The sequence below is a fragment of the Corynebacterium lujinxingii genome (assembly GCF_014490555.1).
Taxonomy (GTDB): Bacteria; Actinomycetota; Actinomycetes; order Mycobacteriales; family Mycobacteriaceae; genus Corynebacterium; species Corynebacterium lujinxingii.
On sequence record NZ_CP061032.1, the window covers coordinates 2,093,182 to 2,115,614 of the forward strand.

22 protein-coding genes are annotated in these 22,433 nt (G+C 65.5%); 8 read left to right on the forward strand and 14 right to left on the reverse strand.

Going from position 1 to position 22,433, the window contains the following annotated elements; translation table 11 throughout:
• Nucleotides 1-77 precede the first annotated feature (77 nt).
• Nucleotides 78-1,106, forward strand: a complete 1,029-nt coding sequence (locus tag IAU68_RS10300) for a hypothetical protein (protein WP_171193796.1) — start codon at nucleotides 78-80, stop codon at nucleotides 1,104-1,106.
• Here IAU68_RS10300 and IAU68_RS10305 read toward each other — a convergent pair.
• A complete protein-coding gene (locus IAU68_RS10305; RefSeq protein ID WP_171193797.1) occupies nucleotides 1,093-1,923 on the reverse strand; it encodes a carbon-nitrogen hydrolase family protein in 831 nt (276 codons plus the stop codon). The genes IAU68_RS10300 and IAU68_RS10305 overlap by 14 nt on opposite strands.
• 91 nt (nucleotides 1,924-2,014) lie before the next feature.
• On the opposite strand from IAU68_RS10305, the gene IAU68_RS10310 reads away from it, so the two are divergent.
• From IAU68_RS10310 to IAU68_RS10325, 4 genes are all read left to right on the forward strand, one after another.
• Entirely contained in the window at nucleotides 2,015-2,263 is a 249-nt protein-coding gene (locus IAU68_RS10310; RefSeq protein ID WP_171193798.1) for a hypothetical protein, read from the forward strand.
• Entirely contained in the window at nucleotides 2,260-3,405 is a 1,146-nt protein-coding gene (locus IAU68_RS10315) for an alpha/beta hydrolase (RefSeq protein WP_171193799.1), read from the forward strand. Before IAU68_RS10310 ends, IAU68_RS10315 begins: the two co-directional genes overlap by 4 nt.
• A gap of 54 nt (nucleotides 3,406-3,459) precedes the next feature.
• Nucleotides 3,460-5,226, forward strand: coding sequence for a pyruvate dehydrogenase (locus IAU68_RS10320; RefSeq protein ID WP_171193800.1), 1,767 nt, complete (start codon nucleotides 3,460-3,462; stop codon nucleotides 5,224-5,226).
• A gap of 152 nt (nucleotides 5,227-5,378) precedes the next feature.
• Nucleotides 5,379-6,188 (forward strand): ATP synthase subunit B family protein, encoded by an 810-nt coding sequence (locus tag IAU68_RS10325; protein ID WP_171193801.1) that lies wholly within the window; start codon nucleotides 5,379-5,381, stop codon nucleotides 6,186-6,188.
• A 159-nt stretch (nucleotides 6,189-6,347) separates the two neighbouring features.
• On the opposite strand, the gene IAU68_RS10330 is transcribed toward IAU68_RS10325, so the two are convergent.
• The 4 genes from IAU68_RS10330 to dnaK form a co-directional block, all read right to left on the reverse strand.
• On the reverse strand, nucleotides 6,348-6,752 hold the full coding sequence (locus IAU68_RS10330; protein ID WP_171193802.1) for a heat shock protein transcriptional repressor HspR: 405 nt from the start codon (nucleotides 6,750-6,752) through the stop codon (nucleotides 6,348-6,350).
• Nucleotides 6,753-6,773: 21 nt separating this feature from the next.
• Nucleotides 6,774-7,958 carry a molecular chaperone DnaJ gene (gene dnaJ, locus IAU68_RS10335; protein ID WP_171193803.1) on the reverse strand — a complete coding sequence of 395 codons (1,185 nt, stop codon included), beginning with the start codon at nucleotides 7,956-7,958 and terminating at the stop codon, nucleotides 6,774-6,776.
• A gap of 138 nt (nucleotides 7,959-8,096) precedes the next feature.
• Entirely contained in the window at nucleotides 8,097-8,768 is a 672-nt protein-coding gene (gene grpE, locus IAU68_RS10340) for a nucleotide exchange factor GrpE (RefSeq protein ID WP_171193804.1), read from the reverse strand.
• A gap of 30 nt (nucleotides 8,769-8,798) precedes the next feature.
• On the reverse strand, nucleotides 8,799-10,634 hold the full coding sequence (dnaK, locus tag IAU68_RS10345; RefSeq protein WP_171193805.1) for a molecular chaperone DnaK: 1,836 nt from the start codon (nucleotides 10,632-10,634) through the stop codon (nucleotides 8,799-8,801).
• Between the two features lie 320 nt (nucleotides 10,635-10,954).
• Between dnaK and IAU68_RS10350 the strand changes: the two genes are divergently transcribed.
• Complete coding sequence (locus tag IAU68_RS10350; RefSeq protein ID WP_407928712.1) at nucleotides 10,955-12,370, forward strand: AI-2E family transporter; 1,416 nt, start codon at nucleotides 10,955-10,957, stop codon at nucleotides 12,368-12,370.
• Between the two features lie 46 nt (nucleotides 12,371-12,416).
• Entirely contained in the window at nucleotides 12,417-12,941 is a 525-nt protein-coding gene (locus IAU68_RS10355) for a type 1 glutamine amidotransferase domain-containing protein (protein WP_171193806.1), read from the forward strand.
• A gap of 209 nt (nucleotides 12,942-13,150) precedes the next feature.
• Here the strand turns inward: IAU68_RS10355 and IAU68_RS10360 are convergent, their stop codons facing one another.
• Genes IAU68_RS10360 through IAU68_RS10400 form a run of 9 tightly spaced genes read right to left on the reverse strand, consistent with a single transcriptional unit; the run spans nucleotide 13,151 to nucleotide 20,725 of the window.
• Nucleotides 13,151-13,708, reverse strand: coding sequence for an endonuclease (locus tag IAU68_RS10360; protein WP_171193807.1), 558 nt, complete (start codon nucleotides 13,706-13,708; stop codon nucleotides 13,151-13,153).
• Complete coding sequence (locus IAU68_RS10365) at nucleotides 13,692-14,258, reverse strand: nucleosidase (RefSeq protein WP_171193808.1); 567 nt, start codon at nucleotides 14,256-14,258, stop codon at nucleotides 13,692-13,694. Before IAU68_RS10365 ends, IAU68_RS10360 begins: the two co-directional genes overlap by 17 nt.
• Entirely contained in the window at nucleotides 14,251-15,177 is a 927-nt protein-coding gene (locus IAU68_RS10370; RefSeq protein WP_171193910.1) for a sulfite exporter TauE/SafE family protein, read from the reverse strand. The genes IAU68_RS10365 and IAU68_RS10370 overlap by 8 nt, the downstream gene beginning before the upstream one ends.
• A 10-nt stretch (nucleotides 15,178-15,187) precedes the next feature.
• Nucleotides 15,188-15,826 carry a sirohydrochlorin chelatase gene (locus tag IAU68_RS10375; RefSeq protein WP_171193809.1) on the reverse strand — a complete coding sequence of 213 codons (639 nt, stop codon included), beginning with the start codon at nucleotides 15,824-15,826 and terminating at the stop codon, nucleotides 15,188-15,190.
• Nucleotides 15,827-15,831: 5 nt separating this feature from the next.
• Nucleotides 15,832-17,121 (reverse strand): sulfate adenylyltransferase subunit 1, encoded by a 1,290-nt coding sequence (locus tag IAU68_RS10380; protein ID WP_171193810.1) that lies wholly within the window; start codon nucleotides 17,119-17,121, stop codon nucleotides 15,832-15,834.
• The gene (gene cysD, locus IAU68_RS10385; RefSeq protein ID WP_171193811.1) at nucleotides 17,121-18,020 is read right to left on the reverse strand and encodes a sulfate adenylyltransferase subunit CysD; all 900 of its coding nucleotides are present in this window, start codon (nucleotides 18,018-18,020) and stop codon (nucleotides 17,121-17,123) included. The genes IAU68_RS10380 and cysD overlap by 1 nt, the downstream gene beginning before the upstream one ends.
• Nucleotides 18,021-18,033: 13 nt before the next feature.
• Entirely contained in the window at nucleotides 18,034-18,813 is a 780-nt protein-coding gene (locus IAU68_RS10390) for a phosphoadenylyl-sulfate reductase (protein ID WP_171193812.1), read from the reverse strand.
• Entirely contained in the window at nucleotides 18,810-19,070 is a 261-nt protein-coding gene (locus IAU68_RS10395) for a hypothetical protein (protein ID WP_171193813.1), read from the reverse strand. The genes IAU68_RS10390 and IAU68_RS10395 overlap by 4 nt, the downstream gene beginning before the upstream one ends.
• Nucleotides 19,067-20,725: a nitrite/sulfite reductase gene (locus tag IAU68_RS10400; protein WP_171193814.1), complete on the reverse strand. Its 1,659-nt coding sequence runs from the start codon at nucleotides 20,723-20,725 to the stop codon at nucleotides 19,067-19,069. Before IAU68_RS10400 ends, IAU68_RS10395 begins: the two co-directional genes overlap by 4 nt.
• Nucleotides 20,726-20,987: 262 nt before the next feature.
• Here IAU68_RS10400 and IAU68_RS10405 point away from each other — a divergent pair, with 262 nt between their 5' ends.
• Nucleotides 20,988-22,358, forward strand: a complete 1,371-nt coding sequence (locus tag IAU68_RS10405; RefSeq protein ID WP_171193815.1) for an FAD-dependent oxidoreductase — start codon at nucleotides 20,988-20,990, stop codon at nucleotides 22,356-22,358.
• Nucleotides 22,359-22,433 lie beyond the last annotated feature (75 nt).

Here is a 22,433-nt window from a genome sequence, read left to right on the forward strand (position 1 = left end):
GCACCTCTCTCCTTTATCAACTTATAGAAATCAGACGGGTGCAACTGTATCCCACCGCAGGTAAGTACCCTGATTCCATGCCTGTATCCGAGCTGCTCCGCAACCACGGCGAGACCATCAGTCGCGGCTGGCGCACCCGCTTCACCGACGCGTACCCCCACGCCACGACGATGCTTCCCCCTGGCGAGCGCATGCCGCAATCGCTTATCGACGCCACCACGTGGCTGCTCACCAACGTCCCAGAAAGCACCACCGAGCTGCCCGAAGAGGCCAGGCAGCGGCTGCGCGCGATCGCGCTCGACCTGCGCCGCACCGGTTTCCCGGCCGAGGAGTACCCCAACGCGGTGCGGATGCTTGCCGAGGAAATCCGCGCCGCCGGCGGCGTCGGCGACCTGCCAGAGCTCGACGCCGCGGCCGAGGTGATGCGGGAGGCGGCCTCGCAGATGGACCACGCAGGCGTGCCGGCGGCCTCGGCCGCGCAGGTCACCGGCGTGGAGGACCACGACGGGGTAAAAGTCGTGCGCCTCGAGGCCGGCACGCGCGTCGCGTACGCGCCCGGCGAAACGTTGCCGGTCATGTCGCCTGCCGCGCCAGGTGTGTGGACCGGGCTGATCCCGGCGCTGCCGTCGAACGAGTTCGGCCAGTTGGAGTTCCACATCGGCGCCGACACCGGCATCGATGTGGAGCCCGGGGCGTGGCTGACGTTGGGGTCGGGTCGCGGGGGTCTGCAGGGGGTCGTCGATAAGCAAGTGCTTATGGTGGCCGCGGGGACGGGGCTGGCGGCGGCGAAGGCGCTGATTTTCCACTGGTTGGAGCGCGGGGAGCGCCCGGAGGTGCACCTGGTCTCGGATGCGACGTACGACCGGGCGGCACTGGACACGCTGGCGGCGGCGCAGGACTGGTTGGACGTGAGTTGGGTGGCGGAATCGCGCCTTGGCGCACCGCTGGAACGGGTCATCTCAGGTGCGGGCATGTGGTGGGGCCGCGACGTGATCGTGTGCGCGGGCGAAGATCGGGCGGCGCGGTTACGTGACGCACTGGACGGCGCGGCGAACGTGCAGGTCATCGCGCACGACGCGGTGCCGGAGTGGTTCAGCGCATCGTAGTTGTCGCCCGGATCGCGCCCAGCGGGAGTGTGGTGCGCTGCGTGTCCGCCTCGGTGGGGTCGATGTCGACGATGAGGGTTTCGGGCCCGTAGGAGGCTTCGTCGATACGCACGCCCGCGGGGTCGACCACCGCGGAGTGCCCCGCGCCGGTAGGTCCGGACGGCTCGCCGGCCTTCACCTCAAAGTCCGGGCGCGATTGGCCGGCAGCGGCGATGAACACGCCAGCATCGAGGGCACGCGCGGCGGTGAGGGTGCGCCACTGTTCGACCTTGCCTGGCCCGTCGGCCCAGCTCGTCGGCACGACCACCACCTGCGCGCCACGGTCGGCGAGCGCCTGGAACTGCTCGGGGAAGCGGATGTCGAAGCAGGTGGCCACGCCGACAGTGACGCCCTGGTGGTCGAAGGTGACCAGTTCGGAGCCGGGGCGCACGGTGTCGGACTCGCGGTAGTTGAACGCGTCGTAGGTGTGGATCTTGTCGTAGCCCGTGTGCACGCCCCCGCCCGTGATCAGCACGGTGTTGTACACGCGGTTGATGGTTTTACCGTCGCGCTCCAAGGTATCCGCCGGGCGGAACATGCCGGCCACGATGGTCACACCGAGTTCGTCGGCGAGCTCGCGCATCCCCGTTGCGAACGGCCCGTCTAGCTCCTCAGCCTGCGTGTCCAGCCTGCCCTGCTCAAATGCCTGGCTGGACGCCTCCGGCAGCACGATCAGCGTCGCACCTTGTCTCGCCGCGTCGTGCACCAGCGGGGCAAGGTGCGCAAAATTTTCCATCTTGTCACTGCCTGTGGCCGTTTGCACCAACCCGATTTTCATGTGGATAACTCTATGCGCGATTCCGGTGGGTTATCCACAGATTTTCGCCCGCCTCTTGTGCCGTTCGTTTCGCCCACACACACTTCTGCGCATGAAACTCGAATTGACCACACACACCGCCCCAACCGCCCGTCGTTTAACGCGCTTGTTTACACCGCTGCCGTTTTCCGGCATCAGCGCCTCACGCACCGCCGCCGCGCTGGAATCGTTACGCACGCAAACGCACTCGCTTATCGACGACACCACGCACCACCTCAACACCCACCTCGGTTCCATCGCCGACTTCGCCTCGTCCGTCGAGACCGTAGATGCCGACCTGGAAGCGAGGCTGCGACCGTGACGTACCGCCCTGCACTAGATGCCGCAGAACTCGACACGGCGGCGCTGTCGCTCCGCCTCGCTGCTGCTGCCGCCACCGAGCGCGCCCGCCACGCCCCTTTTGCCCGCACCTCGTTAGTCTCCACCGGATTTTCCGGTGAAGCGGCCACGCTGGCCTACGCCAAGATCGACGTCTTCGGCGGGGTGTTCGCGCGCGGAGCGGCAGATCTGCAGGCCGCGGCGGTCCTCGTCGATACGGCGGCGCGGCTGCAGCGCCAACTCGACGAGGCCGCCGACTTCGCCGCAAACCACCTCCACCAGCGCGCGGTGCTGTGGCTGAACTCCATGTCCATGCTGCTCGATCTCGAACTCTCCCGCTCGCTGTTACGTCTCGGCGACGGCGAGCAAGACTACGACCCGCTCTTCGCCCACCCGGACGCCTCGTTTTCCGACCTGCACGCCCGCCACGCGCCCACCCTGCCCGCCACCACCCTGTCGGCCGTTGAGCGCCACGGCGGCACCGTTCTTGAAGCCGGCCCCGAATCCACCACCGTCATCGTCGGCGACACCGTCGACCCGGCGCGGGTGATCACGCTGGTCGCCGGCGCCACCACCGGCACACCTGCGAAACTCGAAGGCGAACTGGTCAAAGCGACACGGCTGGCGCAGCAGACGGGGGCGGCGGTCGTCGTCTGGCAGGGCTACGCTCCCCCGCCCACCGTCCCGCACGCGGTTTCACGGCAGCGCGCGAACGCCGGCGCGGACGACCTGGCCATGTTCCAGGCCGCCCTCGACGAGCGTTTCCCTGCGGCGCAGAAAACCGTCATCTCGCACAGCTACGGCACGCTTTTGGCCACTACCGCCGCCCGCGACCACGGGCTTATCGCTGACGACCTGTGGGTGCTCGGCAGCGCAGGCGTGGCGGGCGAGCACGTCTCCGAGCTCACGCTTGCCGACGACACCAGCACCGTCCACATCGTCGACTCCCCAGACGACATCATCCTGCGGTTGCGCTCCGGTCCGTCGGCCGTACTCGGCGCATCCCCCTCGCACGTCGGCTGGGGCGGCGAGCGTGTCGAGGGGGTCACGGGCGGGCACACCGATTACTTCACAGACCCGGCGTTCGTGTCTGCTTTGCAACAGCGGGCCGACCCAGCTAGATAAATGTCGTTACCATGGCTCACGTTCAAAGAAACGATTAATCAGGAGTTAGCAGTAATGCCAAATTTCGCTGAACAAGTAGTGAAGCGGCTCGAAGACCAGGGCGTGAAGCGCATCTACGGCCTGGTCGGCGACTCACTCAACCCGCTTTCCGACGCCGTCCGTCAAAGCGACATCGAATGGGTGCACGTGCGCAACGAGGAGGCCGCCGCCTTCGCAGCTGGCGCCGATTCGCTCGCCGCCGACGAACTCGCCGTCTGTGGCGCGTCCTGCGGCCCGGGCAACACCCACTTCGTCCAGGGCCTGTTCGAGTCGCACCGCAACGGCTCCAAGGTGCTGGCGATCGCCTCGCACATCCCGACCATCGAGATCGGTTCCTCCTTCTTCCAGGAAACCCACCCGGAACTGCTGTTCCAGGAGTGCTCCTCCTACTGCGAGGTTGTCCACGAGGCCGACCAGGGCATGCGCGTGCTGCACAATGCGCTGCAAAACACCCTGGCCGGCAACGGTGTCTCCGTCATGATCGTGCCGGGCGACGTCTTCGCAGCCGACACCGCCGAGGGCCCGCACACCGCGGACTCCGTCTACGCCACCGGCAAGAACAAGCGCATCTACCCGGACCCGCACGAGGCCGCCCGCCTGGTCGAGGCGATCAACAAGGCAGACAAGGTCACCCTGTTCTGCGGCTACGGCGCCCGCGACGCCCGTGACGAGGTCTTCGCCTTGGCCGAGAAGATCAAGTCCCCGATCGGCCACTCCTTCCGCGGCAAGATGTACTTCGAGTACGACAACCCTTACGACGTGGGCATGTCCGGCCTGCTCGGCTACGGCGCCTGCCTTGACGCCATGGATGAGTCCGACCTGTTCATCATGGTCGGCACCGACTTCCCGTACACCGACTGGCTGCCGGACGAAAACGTCGCGCAGATCGACATCGACGGCGCCCACATCGGTCGCCGCACCAAGGTCGACTACCCGGTCGTCGGCGATGTGAAGAGCGTCATCGAAAACATCCTCCCGCACATCGAGGAGAAGAAGGACCGCAAGTTCCTGGACAAGATGATCAAGCGCCACTACCAGCTGCTTGATCACGTGGTGAAGAGCTACACCTCCGAAGCCTTCGAGTCCAAGAAGCCGATCCACCCCGAGCTCGCGGCCTCCGTGCTGGACAAGCTTGCCGACGATGACGCTTACTTCACCGTCGACACCGGCATGTGCAACGTGTGGTCCTCGCGCTACCTCACCCCGAACGGCAAGCGCGACGAGGCCGCTTCCTTCCTGCACGGCACCATGGCCAACGCCCTGCCGATGGCAATCGGTGTGCAGGCGGCGTTCCCGGACCGCCAGGTGATCTCCTGGTCCGGCGACGGCGGCCTGGGCATGCTCATGGGCGAGCTGCTGACCATCAAGCTCCACCAGCTGCCGGTGAAGGTCATCTGTTTCAACAACTCCTCGCTGGGCATGGTCAAGCTCGAGATGATGGTCGCCGGCATGCCGTACTTCGGTACCGACCACGAGCAGGCCAACTACGCCGAGATTGCCAAGGGCGTGGGCATCAAGTCCTTCCGCATCGAGGAGCCGGAGGACCTCGAGCCGATGCTCAAGGAGGCACTCGCCTACGACGGCCCGGTGCTTGTCGACATCGTCACTGACCCGGAGGCACTCTCCCTGCCGCCGGGAATCACCTGGGACATGATGAAGGGCTTCGCCAAGTCCGGCGCCCGCACCGCCTTCCTCGAGGGCGGCGTCGGTCGACTGTTCCACCTGGCCAAGTCCAACCTTCGCCACATCGGTGGCGCCGCGACCATCGAGTTCGGCGGGTAGTTTCTTCGGGAACAAGGGGTCGTCGATAAGCAAATGCTTATCGACGACCCCTTTTTGTATGCCAAGTGTTATCAAAACGCGACCAACTGGTCGTATCTAATCCGTATTGTTGCTTGAGTTGTCATTGATCCCGTAAAGAAAGGTTTATATCTATGACTTCTCCGCAGAACCCGCGCCGCGAGCGCGCTGCACGCCCGGCAACCTCCAGCACCGCGGTGCGCGCCGAGCAGGTTGCTGACGACGACCAGCACATCGGCCAGGAAGCCTGGGTCGGCACCGACTCCACCGACGTGTCCACCGGCAACGTCTCCTGGGGCGCGATCTTCGCAGGCGTGGTGACCTTCCTCGCGATCATGATCCTGCTCGGCATCGGTGCCGCAGCCATGGGCCTGCAGGGCTCGACCGGCTTGGCCACCGGCATCTTCGCGCTGATCTCCCTGGCAGTGGCATTCGCCGCAGCTGGCTACGTCTCCGGCGCCCTCGGCGTGCGCGCCGGCCTGTTCCACGGCCTGGGCACCTGGGCGACCTCGCTGATCGCCTCGCTCATCCTCGCCGGCTGGCTCGGCGCATCCGTACTCGGTGGCCTTGGCTCCATCTTGGGCACCGCCGCTGACGCAACCGGCTCCGCAGTCGGTGGCGCAGCAGACGCCGCGGGCCAGTACGCGTCTGAAAACGTCTCCGAGGGAGAGGCACGCGATGCCGCTAACCAGGCAGAGGACGCCATCAACGACGCCCGCGACCAGGTCACGCAGGAAGACATCGACAACGCGAAGCAGCAGGCCAACGAGGCTTGGGAAGACGCAAAGCAGACCGCTGACGAGGTCTCCGACGACGCTGCCGTTGGCACCTGGTGGACCTTCGCCGGTCTGCTCATCGGCGCTGTCATCTCCGCATTCTGCGGTGCAGCCGGTGCACGCTCCGTGCTCAACCGCGACGAGAAGCAGGTTGTGACCCGCCGCTAGTCCGCACTAGCCGCTGATACGCGATAAAGCCCGCGCCGCCTCACTTGTAGGCGGCGCGGGCTTTCCCGTGGCGGAGGAACAATAGCTGAAAGTAGCCTCCCGAGGCCGGTAAAACCCCTGGTGGGGATCCGGCGGGAGGCTACTTTCAGCTATTGGTCGCTACGACGTGCGCCGGCGTCGTCGTGAAGCGGGCTCCCACGCCACCACCGCGGTGGAACGGGGCACGTGCACCAGCTCGCCGCCGCGGCGAGAGCCGGAGCGCAACTTCCGCCGCAACTCCTCGTTGTGTCCGCGCTGGGTTTCCAGTTCGTCCTGCAGATCCTCGATCTGCTGGGACAACTCGATGATCGTCTTGATGCCCGCCAGGTTCACCCCCTCCTCCTGGGAGAGGTGTTGGATGCGGCGCAGCATCGAGATGTCGCGGCGCGAGTAGCGGCGCCCGCCGCCCTTCGTGCGCATCGGGGTGACCAGGCCGAGCCGGTCGTAGGTGCGCAGCGTCTGGGCGTGCATGCCGGTCAGTTCGGCGGCGACCGAGATGACGAAGTATTCCTTCTCGTCTGCCATGGTTACACCTCCTTCCGGCGCTTAGTTTCCGGCGAACCCGGCGCGCGGGTCGAAGCCGGAATCCTTCTCCGCCTGGGCGTAGGCGCGCAGCGCGGAGGTGGCGGACGGGTCGAGATCCCTCGGCACTTGCACCTCGACGGTGACCAGCAGGTCGCCCGCGGAACCGGACTTCTTTGGGATGCCGCGGCCGCGCACACGCAGGGTGCGTCCGTTCGGGGTGCCGGCCGGAACCTTCACCTTCACCGGGTTGTCCAGGGTGGGCACGGCGACCGTCGCACCGAGGGCGGCCTCGGCGAAGGAGACCGGAACCGTCACTTCGAGGTCGTCGTCGGAGCGGGTGAAGGTGTCGTCGTCACGCACATGCACGGTGACGAACAGGTCGCCGGCGGGTGTGCCGTTGGGGCCTGCCTCGCCTTGGCCAGCGAGCCGCACCTTCTGCCCGTCGGTCACGCCGGCGGGGATGCGCACCGTAATCGAGCGGGTACGCCGCACGGTGCCGGTACCGCCGCAGGTCGGGCAAGGGTCCTCGATGACCTCGCCGGTGCCGCCGCAGTTGGTGCAAGGTCGTGCCATGCCGAACGCGCCGGAGTTTTCCCGGATGTAGCCGGAACCCGAGCAGACCTGGCATGTGTGGGTCTTGCCGTCTTTGGAACCGGAGCCGTGGCAGGTGGTGCACGGTGCGTCGCCGGTGAGCTCGACCGGGAACGTCGTGCCCTTGGCTGCCTCACGGAAGTCGAGGGTTATTTCCGTTTCGACGTCGGCCCCCCGCGACGGCCGAGCGTTCCTGCCAGCACCGCCGCGGCCGCCAAAGAAGCCACCGAAGATATCACCAAGGCCGCTGTCTCCAGCTTGTCCACCAGTGGCTGATCCGAAGATGTCGGAGAGGTCGAATTCCGCTTCCGTGCCACGAAACCCGCCGGGAAAGCCGGATCCTCCTCCCCGCCCGAAACGGCCGAAGCCTCCCGAGCCGATCATGGACTTCAACTGGTCGTATTCCTTGCGTTTCTGCTCGTCGCCGACCACGTCGTACGCTTCCGCGACCCGCTTGAACTTCTCCTCGGCCTTCTTGTCGCCAGGGTGATTGTCCGGGTGGTTTTCGCGTGCGAGCTTGCGGTACGCCTTCTTAATATCGGCAGCGCTTGCCGACGAGCTCACGCCCAAATCGCCGTAATAATCCTTGTCGGCCCATTCCTGTTGCATGGCCATCTCGCACCCTCCTTTCTCTATGTTGAGTGCGTCGTGTTCTGGCTAAATTTCGTTCACTAAATAATCTAAGTAAAAAGGCCGGGGATTGAAGGCCGCTTATTGCGTGAACCCAATCCCCGGCCCTGCCATCGAGCGGTGTTACTCGTCGGCGTCGGCACTTTCGGCCGGATCGGCGATGATCACCATGGCGTTTCGCACCAGGCGGTCACCGACGGTGTAGCCCTTGCGCAGTACCGTGCCCAGCACCTTCTCGTCGCCCTGGGACAGGTCCTGCACGGCCTCGTGGACCTCCGGGTCGAAGGCGTCGCCCTCGGCACCGAACTCCTTGACACCCTGGCCGGCAACGATGGTGCGGAACTTGTCCGCGAAGGCCTTCAGCGGGCCTTCGTCCAGGTCGCCGTGCTGCTGGGCGAGGTCGAGGTCGTCGAGAAGCGGCAGGAGCTCGGTGGCGAACTTCGCTTTCGCGTTGTTGGCCAGCTCGCCGCGCTCGCGCTCGGTGCGGCGGCGGTAGTTCGCGTACTCGGCGCTGACGCGCTGCAGGGACTCGGTGCGCTCGGCGAGCTGCAGTTCGATGTCGCTGACCGCGCCGTCGCCGTCAGCGTCCGGGTTCACTTCGCCTTCGGCGATCTCGGCGGCGTCTTCCAACTCAGCGTCGGCGGCTAAAAGGGGATCTTCGTCCGTGGCCAGAGCCTCGGACTCGGCCGCCTCGTCCGCGATGGACTCGGCCTGGTCCGGGGACACGTACTGCTCGTCCGTCTCCGCCGGATCACCCGGGTTGTCGGGCATCTGCTCGTTGAACGGGTTCGTCATCAGACGTCCCCTCCTTTCACTGGGTGGAAGTTACTTGTTGTCAGCGTCGGTGTCGTCGTCTTCGACAACCTCGGCGTCGACAACGTTGTCGTCGCCAGCGGCGTCAGCCTGGGTTGCGCCCTCATTGGCCTGTGCCTCGTAGAGCGCGGTGCCCATCTCTTGGGACTCGGTGTTGAGCTTCTCCACTGCGGACTTGATCGCGTCGATGTCGTCGCCCTTGAGCGCCTCATCGACAGCGTCGGCAGCCTCGGTCACGCGGGACTTGATGTCCTCGGAGAGCTTCTCGCCGTTTTCATCCATGAACTTGCGGGTCTGGTACGCCATGTTCTCCGCGTTGTTGCGGGTCTCCTGCTCCTCGCGGCGCTTCTTGTCCTCGTCGGCGTGAGCTTCGGCGTCCTTGATCATGCGATCGATCTCGTCGTCGGAAAGACCGGAGCCTTCCTGGATCTTGATCGTGTTCTCCTTGCCGGTGGCCTTGTCCTTCGCCGTGACGTGGACGATGCCGTTGGCGTCGATGTCGAAGGTGACCTCAATCTGCGGGACACCGCGCGGCGCCGGAGCGATACCTGCCAGTTCGAAGGAGCCGAGCAGCTTGTTCGCGGAAGCGATCTCGCGCTCGCCCTGGAAGACCTGGATCTGCACGGACGGCTGGTTGTCCTCAGCCGTGGTGAAGGTCTCAGAACGCTTAGTCGGGATGGTGGTGTTGCGCTCGATGAGCTTCGTCATCACGCCACCCTTGGTCTCGATACCCAGCGACAGCGGGGTGACGTCGAGCAGCAGCACGTCCTTGACGTCGCCGCGCAGCACACCAGCCTGCAGAGCAGCACCCAGAGCAACAACCTCGTCAGGGTTGACGGACTTGTTCGGCTCCTTGCCGGTGAGTTCCTTGACCAGGTCGGTCACGGCCGGCATACGGGTGGAACCACCGACGAGCACGACGTGGTCGATGTCGCCGACGGACATACCGGCATCCTTAACCACCTGGTTGAACGGGCTCTTGGTGCGGTCCAGCAGGTCGGAGGTGATCTTCTGGAACTCGGTGCGGGTCAGCGTCTCATCGAGGAACAGCGGGTTCTTCTCGGAGTCGACGGTGATGTACGGCAGGTTGATGGAAGCCTGCTGCGCAGACGACAGCTCGATCTTGGCCTTCTCAGCAGCCTCGCGCAGACGCTGCATCGCCATCTTGTCCTTGGACAGGTCGACGCCGTTCTGGGACTTGAACTTGTCCACGAGCCAGTCGACGATGCGGTTATCCCAGTCATCGCCGCCGAGCTCATTGTCGCCAGCGGTTGCCAGCACCTCGACGACACCGTCGCCGATCTCCAGCAGGGACACGTCGAAGGTGCCGCCGCCCAGGTCGAAGACCAGGATGGTCTCTTCGTTCTCGTTCTTGTCCAGGCCGTAAGCCAGGGCCGCAGCGGTCGGCTCGTTGACAATACGAAGTACGTCGAGACCAGCGATCTGGCCGGCCTCCTTGGTAGCCTGACGCTGCGCGTCCTCGAAGTACGCCGGCACGGTAATAACAGCCTCGGTGACGTCCTCGCCGAGGTAAGCCTCAGCGTCGCGCTTCAGCTTCTGCAGGGTACGAGCGGAAATCTCCTGCGGGGTGTACTTCTTGTCGTCGATGTCGACGGTCCAGTCCTCACCCATGTGGCGCTTGACGGAGCGGATGGTGCGGTCGACGTTGGTCACCGCCTGGTTCTTCGCGGACTGGCCGACGAGCACCTCGCCGTTCTTCGCAAACGCGACGACGGACGGGGTCGTGCGGGATCCCTCAGCGTTAGCGATAACAACCGGCTCGCCGCCCTCGAGGACGGAGACGACCGAGTTCGTGGTGCCGAGGTCGATACCAACTGCACGTGCCATAAGTGTTTTTCCTCCTGTAGAGATGTGGTTTATCAGTAAGTTGATGTGCTGCGACTCAACTTGACGGCCACCACTATAACACCAGCGGCGCCAGCCTTGAGCCTGTCGCACTCAATGGATGTAACGGTCCTCCCCACAAAGTTGTTCCCACTCGACGCAACTTTTTCTATTTTCGCAGGTAAAACGCGCAAAACCGGGACTTCCGGGACAGGAAGTCGTCGATAAGCACGCCCCCTGTGACAAGCGCAACACTTGCTTGACGACGACCACCTGCACCTCTCCCCGTATGCATCCTGGCGAATCTCTGACACAATGACCGGGTGACTGAACGTAATAACAACGAATTCGTGGGAGCGCTCGACACGGCCGTCGACCCGGTGGACACCCTGCCCACCCCGGCCGACGCCGCCCAAGAGATGTCGCGCGAGCCGGTCGACCGAGGCGACGTCATCGCCTCCGACGGCCGCACCGCCGCGGCCTGGGCCCTGCGCTTCATCATCGTGGTGGCCGCAACCGCGATCCTGCTGTACCTGCTCAAGTGGGTCTGGATGGGCCTGCTGCCGATCCTGCTCGCGCTCATCGTCTCCACGGTCCTGTGGCCGCCGGTGCGCTGGATGCGCAACCACAAGTTCCCCTCCGCCCTAGCCGTGTTCATCACGATCATCGGCTTCTTCGGCATCATCGGCGGCATCATCGCCGCCATGGCCCCGACCGTGAAGACGCAGAGTGGCGAGCTGGCGCGTCAGGCGGAGCAGGGTGTGAACCAGATCGTCGAATGGCTCAAGGAGCGTAACTTCACCTTCCTCGAGCCGGAGAAGATCCAGCAGGCCGTCGACCAGGCCACCGCGTTTGCCAAGGGCCAGGCCTCCAACATCGCATCGGGCGTGTTCTCGGGCCTGGGCGTGATTGCGTCGGTAGGCACAACGCTCGCACTGACGCTGGTGCTCACCTTCTTCTTCCTCAAAGACGGCGACCGCTTCCTGCCGTGGGTGCGCAAGTATGTCGGCGTGCGCGCCGGCTGGCACCTCACCGAGGTGTGCATGCGCTCCTGGAACACCCTGTCCGGCTTCATCCGCACCCAGGCGATCGTGTCCATGGTCGACGCCGTCTTCATCGGCCTCGGCCTGCTCCTGCTCGGCGTGCCGCTGTGGCCGGTGCTCGCTGTGATCACGTTCTTTGCCGGCTTCATCCCGATCGTCGGTGCGATCTCCGCCGGTGCGCTCGCGGTGATCATCGCGCTGGTGTCCAACGGCTTCATGAACGCCGTGTTCGTGCTGCTGCTCATCATCGCAGTCCAGCAGCTCGAGGGCAACGTGCTTTCCCCAATCCTGCAGTCCCAGGCCATGGGTCTGCACGCCGCCGTGGTGCTGCTCGCCGTGGCGGTGGGCGGCACGCTGTTCGGCATTGTCGGCGCGTTCCTCGCCGTGCCGGTGGCCGCCGTCGCCGCGGTGTGGCTGCGCTACTGGGCGGAGATGGTTTCGCTGCGATCCGGCGAAATTACTGCCGACGAGATATCAATGACCACACAACAAACCCAGACCTTGGATTCAAAGGAGTCCTTCCTGGCTGTGCGCGACCACATGATGAACATGACCAAGCGCAACAAGACCAACACAAAGGTGCCGGTCAAGGAGGGTTTGGGCTCCACGCGCGTGCCACTTGACAGCGACCTCCTCGAGCAGCACACCGACACCGACGTACCCGGCCGCATTCAAAACACGAACGACGACAAGTAGGTACGGTTGAGTGACGTAATTGCTCAACGAAGAAAGGACGCACCCCATGGCCGACCTGAACGGCAAAACCATCGCAATTGTTGCCACCGACGGCTTCGAGGACTCGGAGCTGACCTCCCCGAAGGAGGCCGTTGAGCAGGCTGGCGCGACCACCAAGGTCATCGCCACCGACGCTGGCGAAGTCGAGGGCAAGAAGGGCGCGAAGGTCGCCGTCGACCTCACCACCGCCGACGCAACGGTTACTGATTACGACGCACTTATCCTCCCGGGCGGCACCGTCAACGCGGACACCATCCGCACCGACGAGAAGGCTGTCGCCCTGGTTAAGGCGTTCAAGGACGCAGGCAAGCCGATCGGCGTGATCTGCCACGGCGGCTGGATCCTCACCGAGGCCGACCTGCTTAAGGGCGTGAAGCTCACCTCCGTGGCCAACGTGAAGACCGACCTGGTCAACGCGGGCGCTAACTGGGTAGACGAGGAAGTTGTGGTCGATTCCGGCTTCATCTCTTCCCGCACCCCGGACGATCTGCCGGCCTTCAACGCCGCACTCGTCGAGGAGTTCGCGAAGTAAATTAGCAACGATAAAGCCCGCTGGCGCGTTTACGCCGGCGGGCTTTTTGCATGTCTGGGCTGGATCTGCTAGTGCCCTCCGGCACGTAACTAGCAGATCCGCCCATCTGGATTGCGTTTTCCCAGGTCGTGTTGAAAACAAGCGCCGATAAGTTGATGATCTGCTAGTGGGTCGCGCACGCCACTAGCAGATCTGGCAATCGCGGATGATCACTCAATACCGAGGGCCACTTTGACCAGGTGGGCCGCGAAGGCAGGCAACGCAACCCCCTCGGACCGAGCGTGCGAAGCGAGCACCTGCGCATCCTCCGGCAGACCCAACTTCGCGGCTCCTTGCAGGGCTTTCTTGTCGAAGACCGGCGCCAACTCCGGCCACACCCCCTGCGCCTCGCGGGCGAACATGGTTGCGCAGGCGGGACCGACGCCGTCGAAGACCTCCAGCGATGAGGGAGCGCCGGGGCGTAGGTTGCGCAGGTCGGCGGAGTAGTCGTCGCAAAGCAGGCTGGCCATGGCGTGGAGGCGGGTGGCGGTGGATTCGTCGTAACGCGCGTAGCCGGCATCACCGAAAATGCGGATCAATTGCGAGCGCGGCGCTTCAACCAGTGCAGACGGCGTGGCCAGGCCCGCGTCGAACAGTCCGCGTGCGGCGTGGACGGCGACGGTGGCGCGGATGGGCTTCGCTTGCAGCATGCACAGGACGAGGAGTTGGAAGAGGGACGTGGGGTCGTCGTCAAGCGAAATGCCCGCGTCTTCAGCGAAGGTGCTCACGCAGCGCCTGCTCGAGTTCGACGCGGGCGCGCTCGAGGGCGGCCTCCCAGACGGCGGAAGCGGATTCGTCGGCGGAGTCGGAAACCTGCTTGAGCAGGGTAAGCGGCACCCCGAAGGTGGAGCAGACGGCGGCGAGCGCGTAGCCTTCCATGTCCACCAACTGGCAGTCGCGGGCGAGCTCGTCGCGAAGGTCGGAGCGGTTCACAAACGCGTCGCCGGTGGCCAGTTTGGCCTTCGGAAGGTCGGTCAGCGGCTCGAACGTGAACCAGCGCGGGTAGACAAAGTCGGTGATCTCGGAGGTGCCGCCGACTTTGAAGTCGTGTTTGACGGCGTCGGAAACCTCGTAGACGCCCGGATCCAGGTCCACCAAGGCGCCCGCGGTGCCGATGTTGATCACGCGCGACGGCAGTGGGCCCTCGGACAGGCGGCGGGTCAGCGCGATCGCGGCCGGCAGCGTGCCGATGCCGGTGATGAGCACCTCGTGGTCGCCGCCGGACATGATGTCCGCGGCCTCTTCTTTCATAGCTGCGACGATGAGCAAGTCAGACATGGTTGCCTATCGTATCCGGCTCGACCACCGTCGCACCCTCGCGTTCTGAGGCGGCGCGCGAGTTCGACCGTGCCTTGAGCACGCCGCGCACGGACAGCGCCGCGCCAACGATGAGCACGAGCACGCGCACAACCCACAGGCCGTCGCTCATGCCCAGGAACTTCAGCACCACCGGCAGGTTCAAAAACACGATCAGCGTGCCGACGACCCCACCCAACGCAATCGGATTCATCCGCGTGACAAGCCACGCCGCGACCGGCGCCGCGATCACGCCGCCGACCAGCAGCGCGAGTACGCCGGCGAGGTTCGCCACCAGGTCGTTCCACATGCCGACGGCGAAGCCCGCGGTGGCGGCAAGCGTGACCAAGAACTCGGCGGTGTTCACGGTGCCGACGATGCGGCGCGGCTCGGCGCGGCCGGCGGACAGTAGCGTCGAGGTGGTCACAGGCCCCCACCCGCCGCCGCCGGTGGCGTCGACAAACCCGCCGAACAGGCCGAGGCCTGCAAGGAACGTTGTGGAGTGCGGTTTGTCCGCCAGTTTGCGCTGGGTGAGCCCGCGGGCGAACCGGAGCATGAGATTCAAACCGATCAGCGCGAGGATGAGCGACATCACCGGGCGCGCGGCCTCCGTTGACAGGCGCACGAGCACCGTCGCACCGATGAATGCGCCGATGGCGCCGGGGATGCCGATAGCGAAGGCGGTGCGCCAGTCCACGTTGCCGAAGCGCATGTGGGCCGCACCCGAGGCGAGCGTGGTGCCCAGCTCGGCGGTGTGCACGACGGCGGAAGCGGCCGCCGGAGTGATGCCGGCGAGCGCGATCAACATGGTGGAGGAGGTGGCGCCGAAGCCCATGCCCAGGCCGCCGTCGACAAGTTGCGCGGCGAAGCCGGCCACGGCGATGAGCAGCAGCGTCTCAATCTTGTACATGTCAGGCGCCTTTCTCGGCGGCGGCGCGGTACCGGTTGGCGACCACGCCGGCGAGGTCAGTCAGTAGTGGTCCGGACGCCGGCAGGTGCGCCGGGATCCGGTCGAGCAGGGTTCCGTGGGTGACAAACAGGGGAAGCACGTGCGTGTCCGCGAAGCGCCGCTCCCCTTTGCCGGTTGCCGGCACCACGTCCACCTCGACACCGGCGCGCTGTGCGACGTCGGCGGCAAGGCGGTGGTAGTTCGCGGCCTGTTCCGGGTTGGAGGTGCCGACCGGGAACAGGGTGGCGTGGGAGGCGGTGGGGTCGTCGGCAAGCAAGCGCTGCGCGAGCACCTCGGCGACGTCGGGGCCCGTGCCGATCGGCTCGGCGAGCACCAGTTCGCAGTGCTCGCGCGCCTCGGCGAAGTGGTGCGGCACGTCCACCTTGGCGTGGAACGCGCGGGTGAACAACAGTGGCACAACGATCGCGCGTGACGACGACACCGCCGCCGCAGCCTCAGCGAGCGTAGGGCTGTCGAACTCGAGGTGGGCGTCGGCCCACTCCACGCCCAACTCTGCAGCCGCCGCTTCCGTGAGCGCGCGGATGCCCTCCTTGGCGCGGGGGTGCCGCGAGCCGTGGGAGAGGGTGATCAGCGCAGTCATGACGTTTAGCGCAGTCGCTTGCCGACGAGCCCAGCCGCCAGCGTGTTGCCGCTGGACTGGTCCACGAGCAGGAAGTCGCCCACCGCGCCGCGGGCCGCATACGGCTCGATCGGGAGTTCATCGGCGGTCTGGATGGTCACGTGCGCGATTTCGTTCAGCGCCACCGCTTCCGGGGAGGTGTCGTCGCCGGCGGGGCCGTCAATGTCGAGCACGCGGTCCACGCTGGCGATGCGAGCGCGCACGAACGCGGTGCCGATGCGCAACTTCGCGGCCTGGCCGGCGCGCAGCTCCTTTTCGGTCAGGCCCACGACGGTGGCTTCGAACTCGCGCACATCCTCGGGGCGCGAGCCGGCGGCCAGCAGGTCGCCGCGGGTGAGGTCGATTTCGTCAGCAAGCCGCAGCGCGATGGAGTCGCCGGCGTGGGCGGAGTCCACCGGGCCGTCGGCAGTGTCGATGCCCGCGACGGTGGTTGTGCGGCCGTAGGGGGCGAGGATCTCGTCGCCGACGGCGATGGACCCGGCGTTGACGCGGCCTGCGTAAGCGCGATAGTCAGAGGCGTGCTCGCGCAGCACGACCTGGATGTTGAAGCGGAAGTCGAGGTCGTCGGCGCGCCCGTGCTGCACCGGGATCGTCTCCAGCAGCTCGAGCACGGTGGGGCCGGTGTACCAGGGCGTCGCGTCGCTGCGCTCCGCGACGTTATCGCCCTTGAGAGCGGAAATCGGCACGACGTGCGGCTCCTCGATGCCAAGCTCGGCTGCCTTGGCGTCGAAGTCGGCCTTGATCTCGTCGAAACGCTCCTGCGAGTAGTCGACCAGGTCGATCTTGTTCACCGCGAGGATCACGGTGCGCACGCCGAGCAGTTTCGCCACGGTGAGGTGGCGCACGGTTTGCTCGACGACGCCGTTGCGGGCGTCGACAAGCAACACCACGACCTGCGAGGTCGACATGCCGGTGACCGTGTTGCGGGTGTACTGCACGTGCCCCGGGGTATCGGCGAGGATGAAGGTGCGCTTGTCGGTGGCGAAGTAGCGGTACGCCACGTCGATGGTGATGCCCTGCTCGCGCTCGGCGCGCAGGCCGTCGACGAGCAGCGACAGGTCAAGGCCCTCAAAGCCGCGGTCGGCGGAGGTGCGCTCGACGGATGCTAGCTGGTCGGCGAGCACCGACTTGGTGTCGTGCAGGAGACGGCCGACGAAGGTGGACTTGCCGTCGTCGACGGAACCGGCGGTGCACAGGCGCAGGGTCTCGCGGTCCGCCAATGCGGCCGCGGCGGAGGCGGTGGTGGGAGCAGTCATCAGAAGTAGCCTTCCTTCTTGCGGTCTTCCATGGCGGATTCGCTCAGGCGGTCGTCGGCACGCGTTGCGCCGCGCTCGGTGAGGGTGGAATTAGCGATCTCGACGAGGACCTCGTCGATCGTGGACGCGTCGGAATCGACCGCGCCCGTGCAGGACATGTCGCCGACGGTGCGGTAGCGCACTCGGCGGGTCTCCAACTCCTCGCCCTCGCGCGGGCCACCCCACTCGCCGGGGGTGAGCCACATGCCGTCGCGGTTGAACACCTCGCGGTCATGCGCGAAGTAGATCGGCGGCAGCTCGATGCCGCGCGCGCCGATGTACTCCCACACGTCCGCCTCGGTCCAGTTGGAAATCGGGAATACGCGCACGTTCTCGCCCGGAAGCGTCGCGCCGTTGTACAAGTCCCACAGCTCGGGGCGCTGGCGGCGCGGGTCCCAGCCGCCGAACGAGTCGCGCACGGAGAAGACGCGTTCCTTGGCGCGGGCGCGTTCCTCGTCGCGGCGCGCGCCACCGAGCACGGCGTTGTAGCCGACCTCCGCGATGGTCTCCACGAGCGGGACGGTCTGCAGCGGGTTGCGGGTGCCGTCGGGGCGTTCCTGCAGGTCGCCGCGGTCGATCCAGTCCTGTACCTTTGCCACACGCAGGCGCAGGCCGTGCCTGTCGACGATCTCGTCGCGGAACTGAATCACCTCCGGGAAGTTGTGCCCGGTGTCCACGTGCAACAGCTCAATCGGCATCGCCGCCGGGTGGAACGCGCGGCGGGCAAGTTCCAGCACCACGCAGGAATCCTTGCCGCCGGAAAACAGCAGGCCGATTTTGTCGAACTGCCCTGCCACCTCGCGGATGATGTGGATGGACTCGTTTTCCAAGTCCTTCAGGTGCGGTGAAAGCTCAGTCATTGGTTTGCTCCTTTTATTCGTGCAGGCCGCACTCGGTCTTGGATGCGAACGCCCAGCGCCCGGCGCGCGGGTCCTCCCCGTCTGCCACCGGCAGGGTGCAGGTCGCGCAGCCGATGGAGGGGTAGCCCTGGCGGGTCAGCGGGTGGATGATCAGGTCGTTGTCCTCTTCGAAGGCTTCCGTTTCCTCGAGCGACCAGGTCACCAGCGGGGAAATCTTCAGCCGGCCCGTGTTGTCCAGGCTCAGCGCGGGCGCTTCGGCGCGGGTGGGCCCGTCGGCGCGGCGCAGGCCGGTGATCCAGCCGGCGTACGGGCTCATGTGCACCGCCAGCGGCTCGACCTTGCGCATGCGGCAGCAAGCGCCGGGGTTGCGCAGGTACAGGTTCGGGCCGTACACCTCGTCCTGCTCGGGGCGGCTAAGTTGCGCCGTGGCGCGCACCAGCTCGTGGTTCGGGTAACGCGCCTCCACCTTGTCGGCCACTTCGAGGGTCTCCGGGAAGTGGTACTCGGTGTCCAGGAACAGGAAGTCGGCGTCGGGCAGGTGGCGCTCGGCCAATTCCGCCAGCACCGTGTTTTCCATCGACAGCGTGACCACGAGTTTCCCGGGCGCGTGCTCGTGGGCCCATTCGAGGATGTCGGCGGCGGTGGCGTCGTAAAGCTTGTCCGCCCACTCGTCGACAAGCAGCGCGTTTTGCTTAGCGACGTCCTCCGGCAGCGGCGCCGTCTCCTTCGGTCCCTCCGGGCTGATCTCGGGGTCGCGGAAGCCGTCGCCCGACTGGTTGAGCAGGTTGATCATCGGTTGCCTTCCTTCATTACTGCAGTGTGGCCGTGCTTTCTCAGGGAGGCCTGCAGCGCCTCCTCCGTCGACGGGGCCGCCGCCGGCGCGGACTGCGGGTCGTCCTGGCCGTGGAACTTCACCTCGAAGACGCGCAAGCATTCCCCGCACTTCCACGCGAAGTCCGTCTCCTCGTTGGGCCAGAGGTCCTCGCCGGAGCAGTACGGGCAGAAGGTGGGAAAGTTGCGGTTCGGGTTCGGTTCCCGGCGGAAACTCACTTCAGGTCCTCCTCGTCGGCCCGCGCCACCCAGTCACGGAAGGTCTCGGAGCCTTCTCGCTTATCGACGAAGTTCTGCACCACCCGGGTGACATACTCCGTCAACTCGCTCGAAAGTACCTTGTGACCACGGATCTTGCGCCCGAAGTTCGCGCCCTCGCCGATGGTGCCGCCGAGGTGCACCTGGAAGCCCTCGACCTTTTCGCCTTCGCCGTTGTCCACCATCTGGCCCTTGAGCCCGATGTCGGAAACCTGGTGGCGGGCGCACGCGTTCGGACAACCGTTCAGCGAGATGGTAATCGGGGAATCGAGGTCGCCGAAGCGTTCCTCAAGCTCGTCGGCAAGTTCGATGGCGCGCGACTTGGTGGTCACGTGCGCGAGCTTGCAGTACTCCAGGCCGGTGCACGACAGCAGGCCGCGGCGGAACTCGCTCGGCTTGGAGTACAGGCCCATCTCTTCGAGGTCCGCTTGCAGCTTGTCGACGACATCCGGTTTCACACCGAGCAGCAGCACCTCCTTGAACGGGGTGAAGCGCAGGTCGGTGACGCCGTAGCTCTCAGCCAGGTCGGCGAGTGCGATGAGCTGCTCGCCGGACATGTGGCCGAGCGTCGGCTTCACGCCGATGTAGACGTTGCCGTCCTTCTGCTCGTGCACGCCGATGTGGTCGCGGTCGACCAGGTTGTTCGGGGCGTGCGGTCCGTCCGGCAGCTTGTAGCCCAGGTAGTCGTCTTCAAGCACCTGGCGGAACTTCTCCACACCCCATTCCTTGACCAGGAACTTCAGGCGGGCGCGGTTGCGCAGGCGGCGGTAGCCGTAGTCGCGGAAGATGCGCACGACGTTCGCCCACACGTCCGGAACCTGCTCGAGGGTGACAAAGGCGCCGAGGGACTGGGCCAGCATCGGGTTCGTCGACAAGCCTCCGCCCACGTAGCACTCGAAGCCGGGGCCCAACTCGGGGTGCTCGACGCCGATGAAGGCGAGGTCGTTGATCTCGTGCACCACGTCCTGGCGGGCGTTTCCGGAAATCGCGGTCTTGAACTTGCGCGGCAGGTTCTGGAACTCGTCGTCGGTGACGATCTTCTGGATCTCACGGATCGCCGGCGTGGCGTCGACGATCTCGTCCTTCGCGATGCCCGCCACCGGCGAGCCCAAGATCACGCGCGGCACATCACCGCAGGCGTCCCAGGTGTTCAGGCCGTTGGCCTCGAGCTTCTCCCAGATCGCCGGGACGTCCTCGATGCGCACCCAGTGAAACTGGATGTTCTGACGGTCCGTGAGGTCCACAGTGGAGCGGGCGTAATCGCGGGAGAGCTCGCCGACGGCGCGGGCCTGCTCCGTGGAGCAGATACCGCCGTCGAAGCGGACACGCATCATGAAGTACTTGTCCTCGAGGACCTTGTTGTCCTCGCCGGTGAACTCACCGCCCAAGTTCTGCTTGCGCTGTGTGTACAGACCGAGCCACTTGAAGCGCGGGTAAAGGTCCTCGCGGTCGATCGAATCGAAACCGCCCTTGGAGTAGGTGTCGATCACGCGCTGCTTGACGTCCAACACCGGCGATTCTTGCTTGATTTCCTCGTCGTGGTTGAGCGGATCGGTGCCGTCGACAAGCCACTGCCCCTGCGACTTTTTCGCGCGAGGTTTAGTTGGTGCGCTCACGGGCCCTCCATTTAATAGACAGGTTGGTACATAACCGGCCTTGCCGGTGGTGATGCTGGCCAAGTCTGCCGTACCACTTTGTCTAAGACAACTTTTCTCGCAAAACAGCCGGTTAACGCGGTGAATGTAATGGATTTCTGTGCCAATTTAGGGTTTTCTTGGCGCGACGAATGAAAATCCTGGGAACTTTAAGACCGCTCGGTCTATGCGCTATAGTGTCGAGCATCGAAAAACATCCCCTTTTGCGAAAGGACCATGAACTATGAGCCTGCGCGTCGCTGTCGTCGGTGCCGGCCCCGCCGGCATTTATGCCTCTGACCTGCTGATCCGCAACGAGGAGCACGACATCCACGTCGACCTCTTCGAGCAGATGCCCGCCCCGTTCGGCCTGATCCGTTACGGCGTTGCCCCGGACCACCCGCGCATTAAGGGCATTGTGAAGTCCCTGCACAACGTGCTGGACAAGGACAAGCTCCGCCTCATCGCCAACGTCACCGTGGGCCGCGACGTGACCATCGACGACCTGCGCGATTACTACGACGCCGTCGTGATTTCCACCGGCGCCGTGCGCGACCGCGAACTGCTGATCCCAGGCGGCGACAAGTCCATCGGCGCCGGCGAGTTCGTCGGCTTCTACGACGGCAACCCGCGTTTCGAGCGCGATTGGAACCTCGAGGCGAAGGAAGTCGCCGTCGTCGGCGTGGGCAACGTCGCGCTTGATATCTCCCGCGTGCTGGCCAAGACCGGCGACGAGTTGACGGTCACCGAGATCCCGGACAACGTCTACGAGTCGCTGAAGAAGAACCAGGCCGAGACCGTCCACATGTTCGGCCGCCGCGGTCCGGCCCAGGCGAAGTTCACCCCGAAGGAGCTGCGCGAGCTCGACGAGTCCGACACCATCCAGGTGCTCGTCGACCCGGAGGACATCGACTACGACGAACTGTCCGAGCAGGTCCGCCGCGCCGACAAGTCCATCGATCTGAACTGCCAGGTCCTCGAACAGTACGCAATGCGCGAGCCGGACGACTCCCCGCACAAGATCTACATCCACTTTTTCGAGGAGCCGGTCGAGGTGCTTACCGACGACGCCGGCAACGTCACCGGCATCCGCACCGAGCGCCAGGAGCTCGACGGCGAGGGCGGTATCCGCGGCACCGGCAAGTTCACCGACTGGCCGGTCCAGCAGGTCTACCACGCTGTGGGCTACCGCTCCGAGCCGGTCGAGGGCGTGCCGTTCGACCTCGAGCGCCACGTCATCCCGAACGACGGCGGCCGCATCCTGGTCACCGCCGAGGAAGGCGCCGCACCGGAGGAGAAGCTGTACGTCACCGGCTGGATCAAGCGCGGACCCGTTGGTCTGATCGGCAACACCAAGTCCGATGCCAAGGAGACGACGGACATGCTCATCGCCGATGCCGACGCAGGCAAGCTCGCCGCACCGTCGCACACCGGCGCCGACGAGATCCTCAACCTGCTGCGCGAGCGCGGCGTGGACTACGCAACCTGGGACGGCTGGTACAAGCTCGATGAGGCTGAGCGCGCACTCGGCGCCGCCGACCCGAACTTCCCGCGCGAACGCAAGAAGATTGTGGAGTGGGACGAGATGCTCGGCCACTCCCGCGCCGGCGAGTAAGACCTCGCAGCGGAAAAGCCACATCAACCGAATCGACACGTTCGCGCGACGTGTCGATTTCTTGTTGCGGAACTG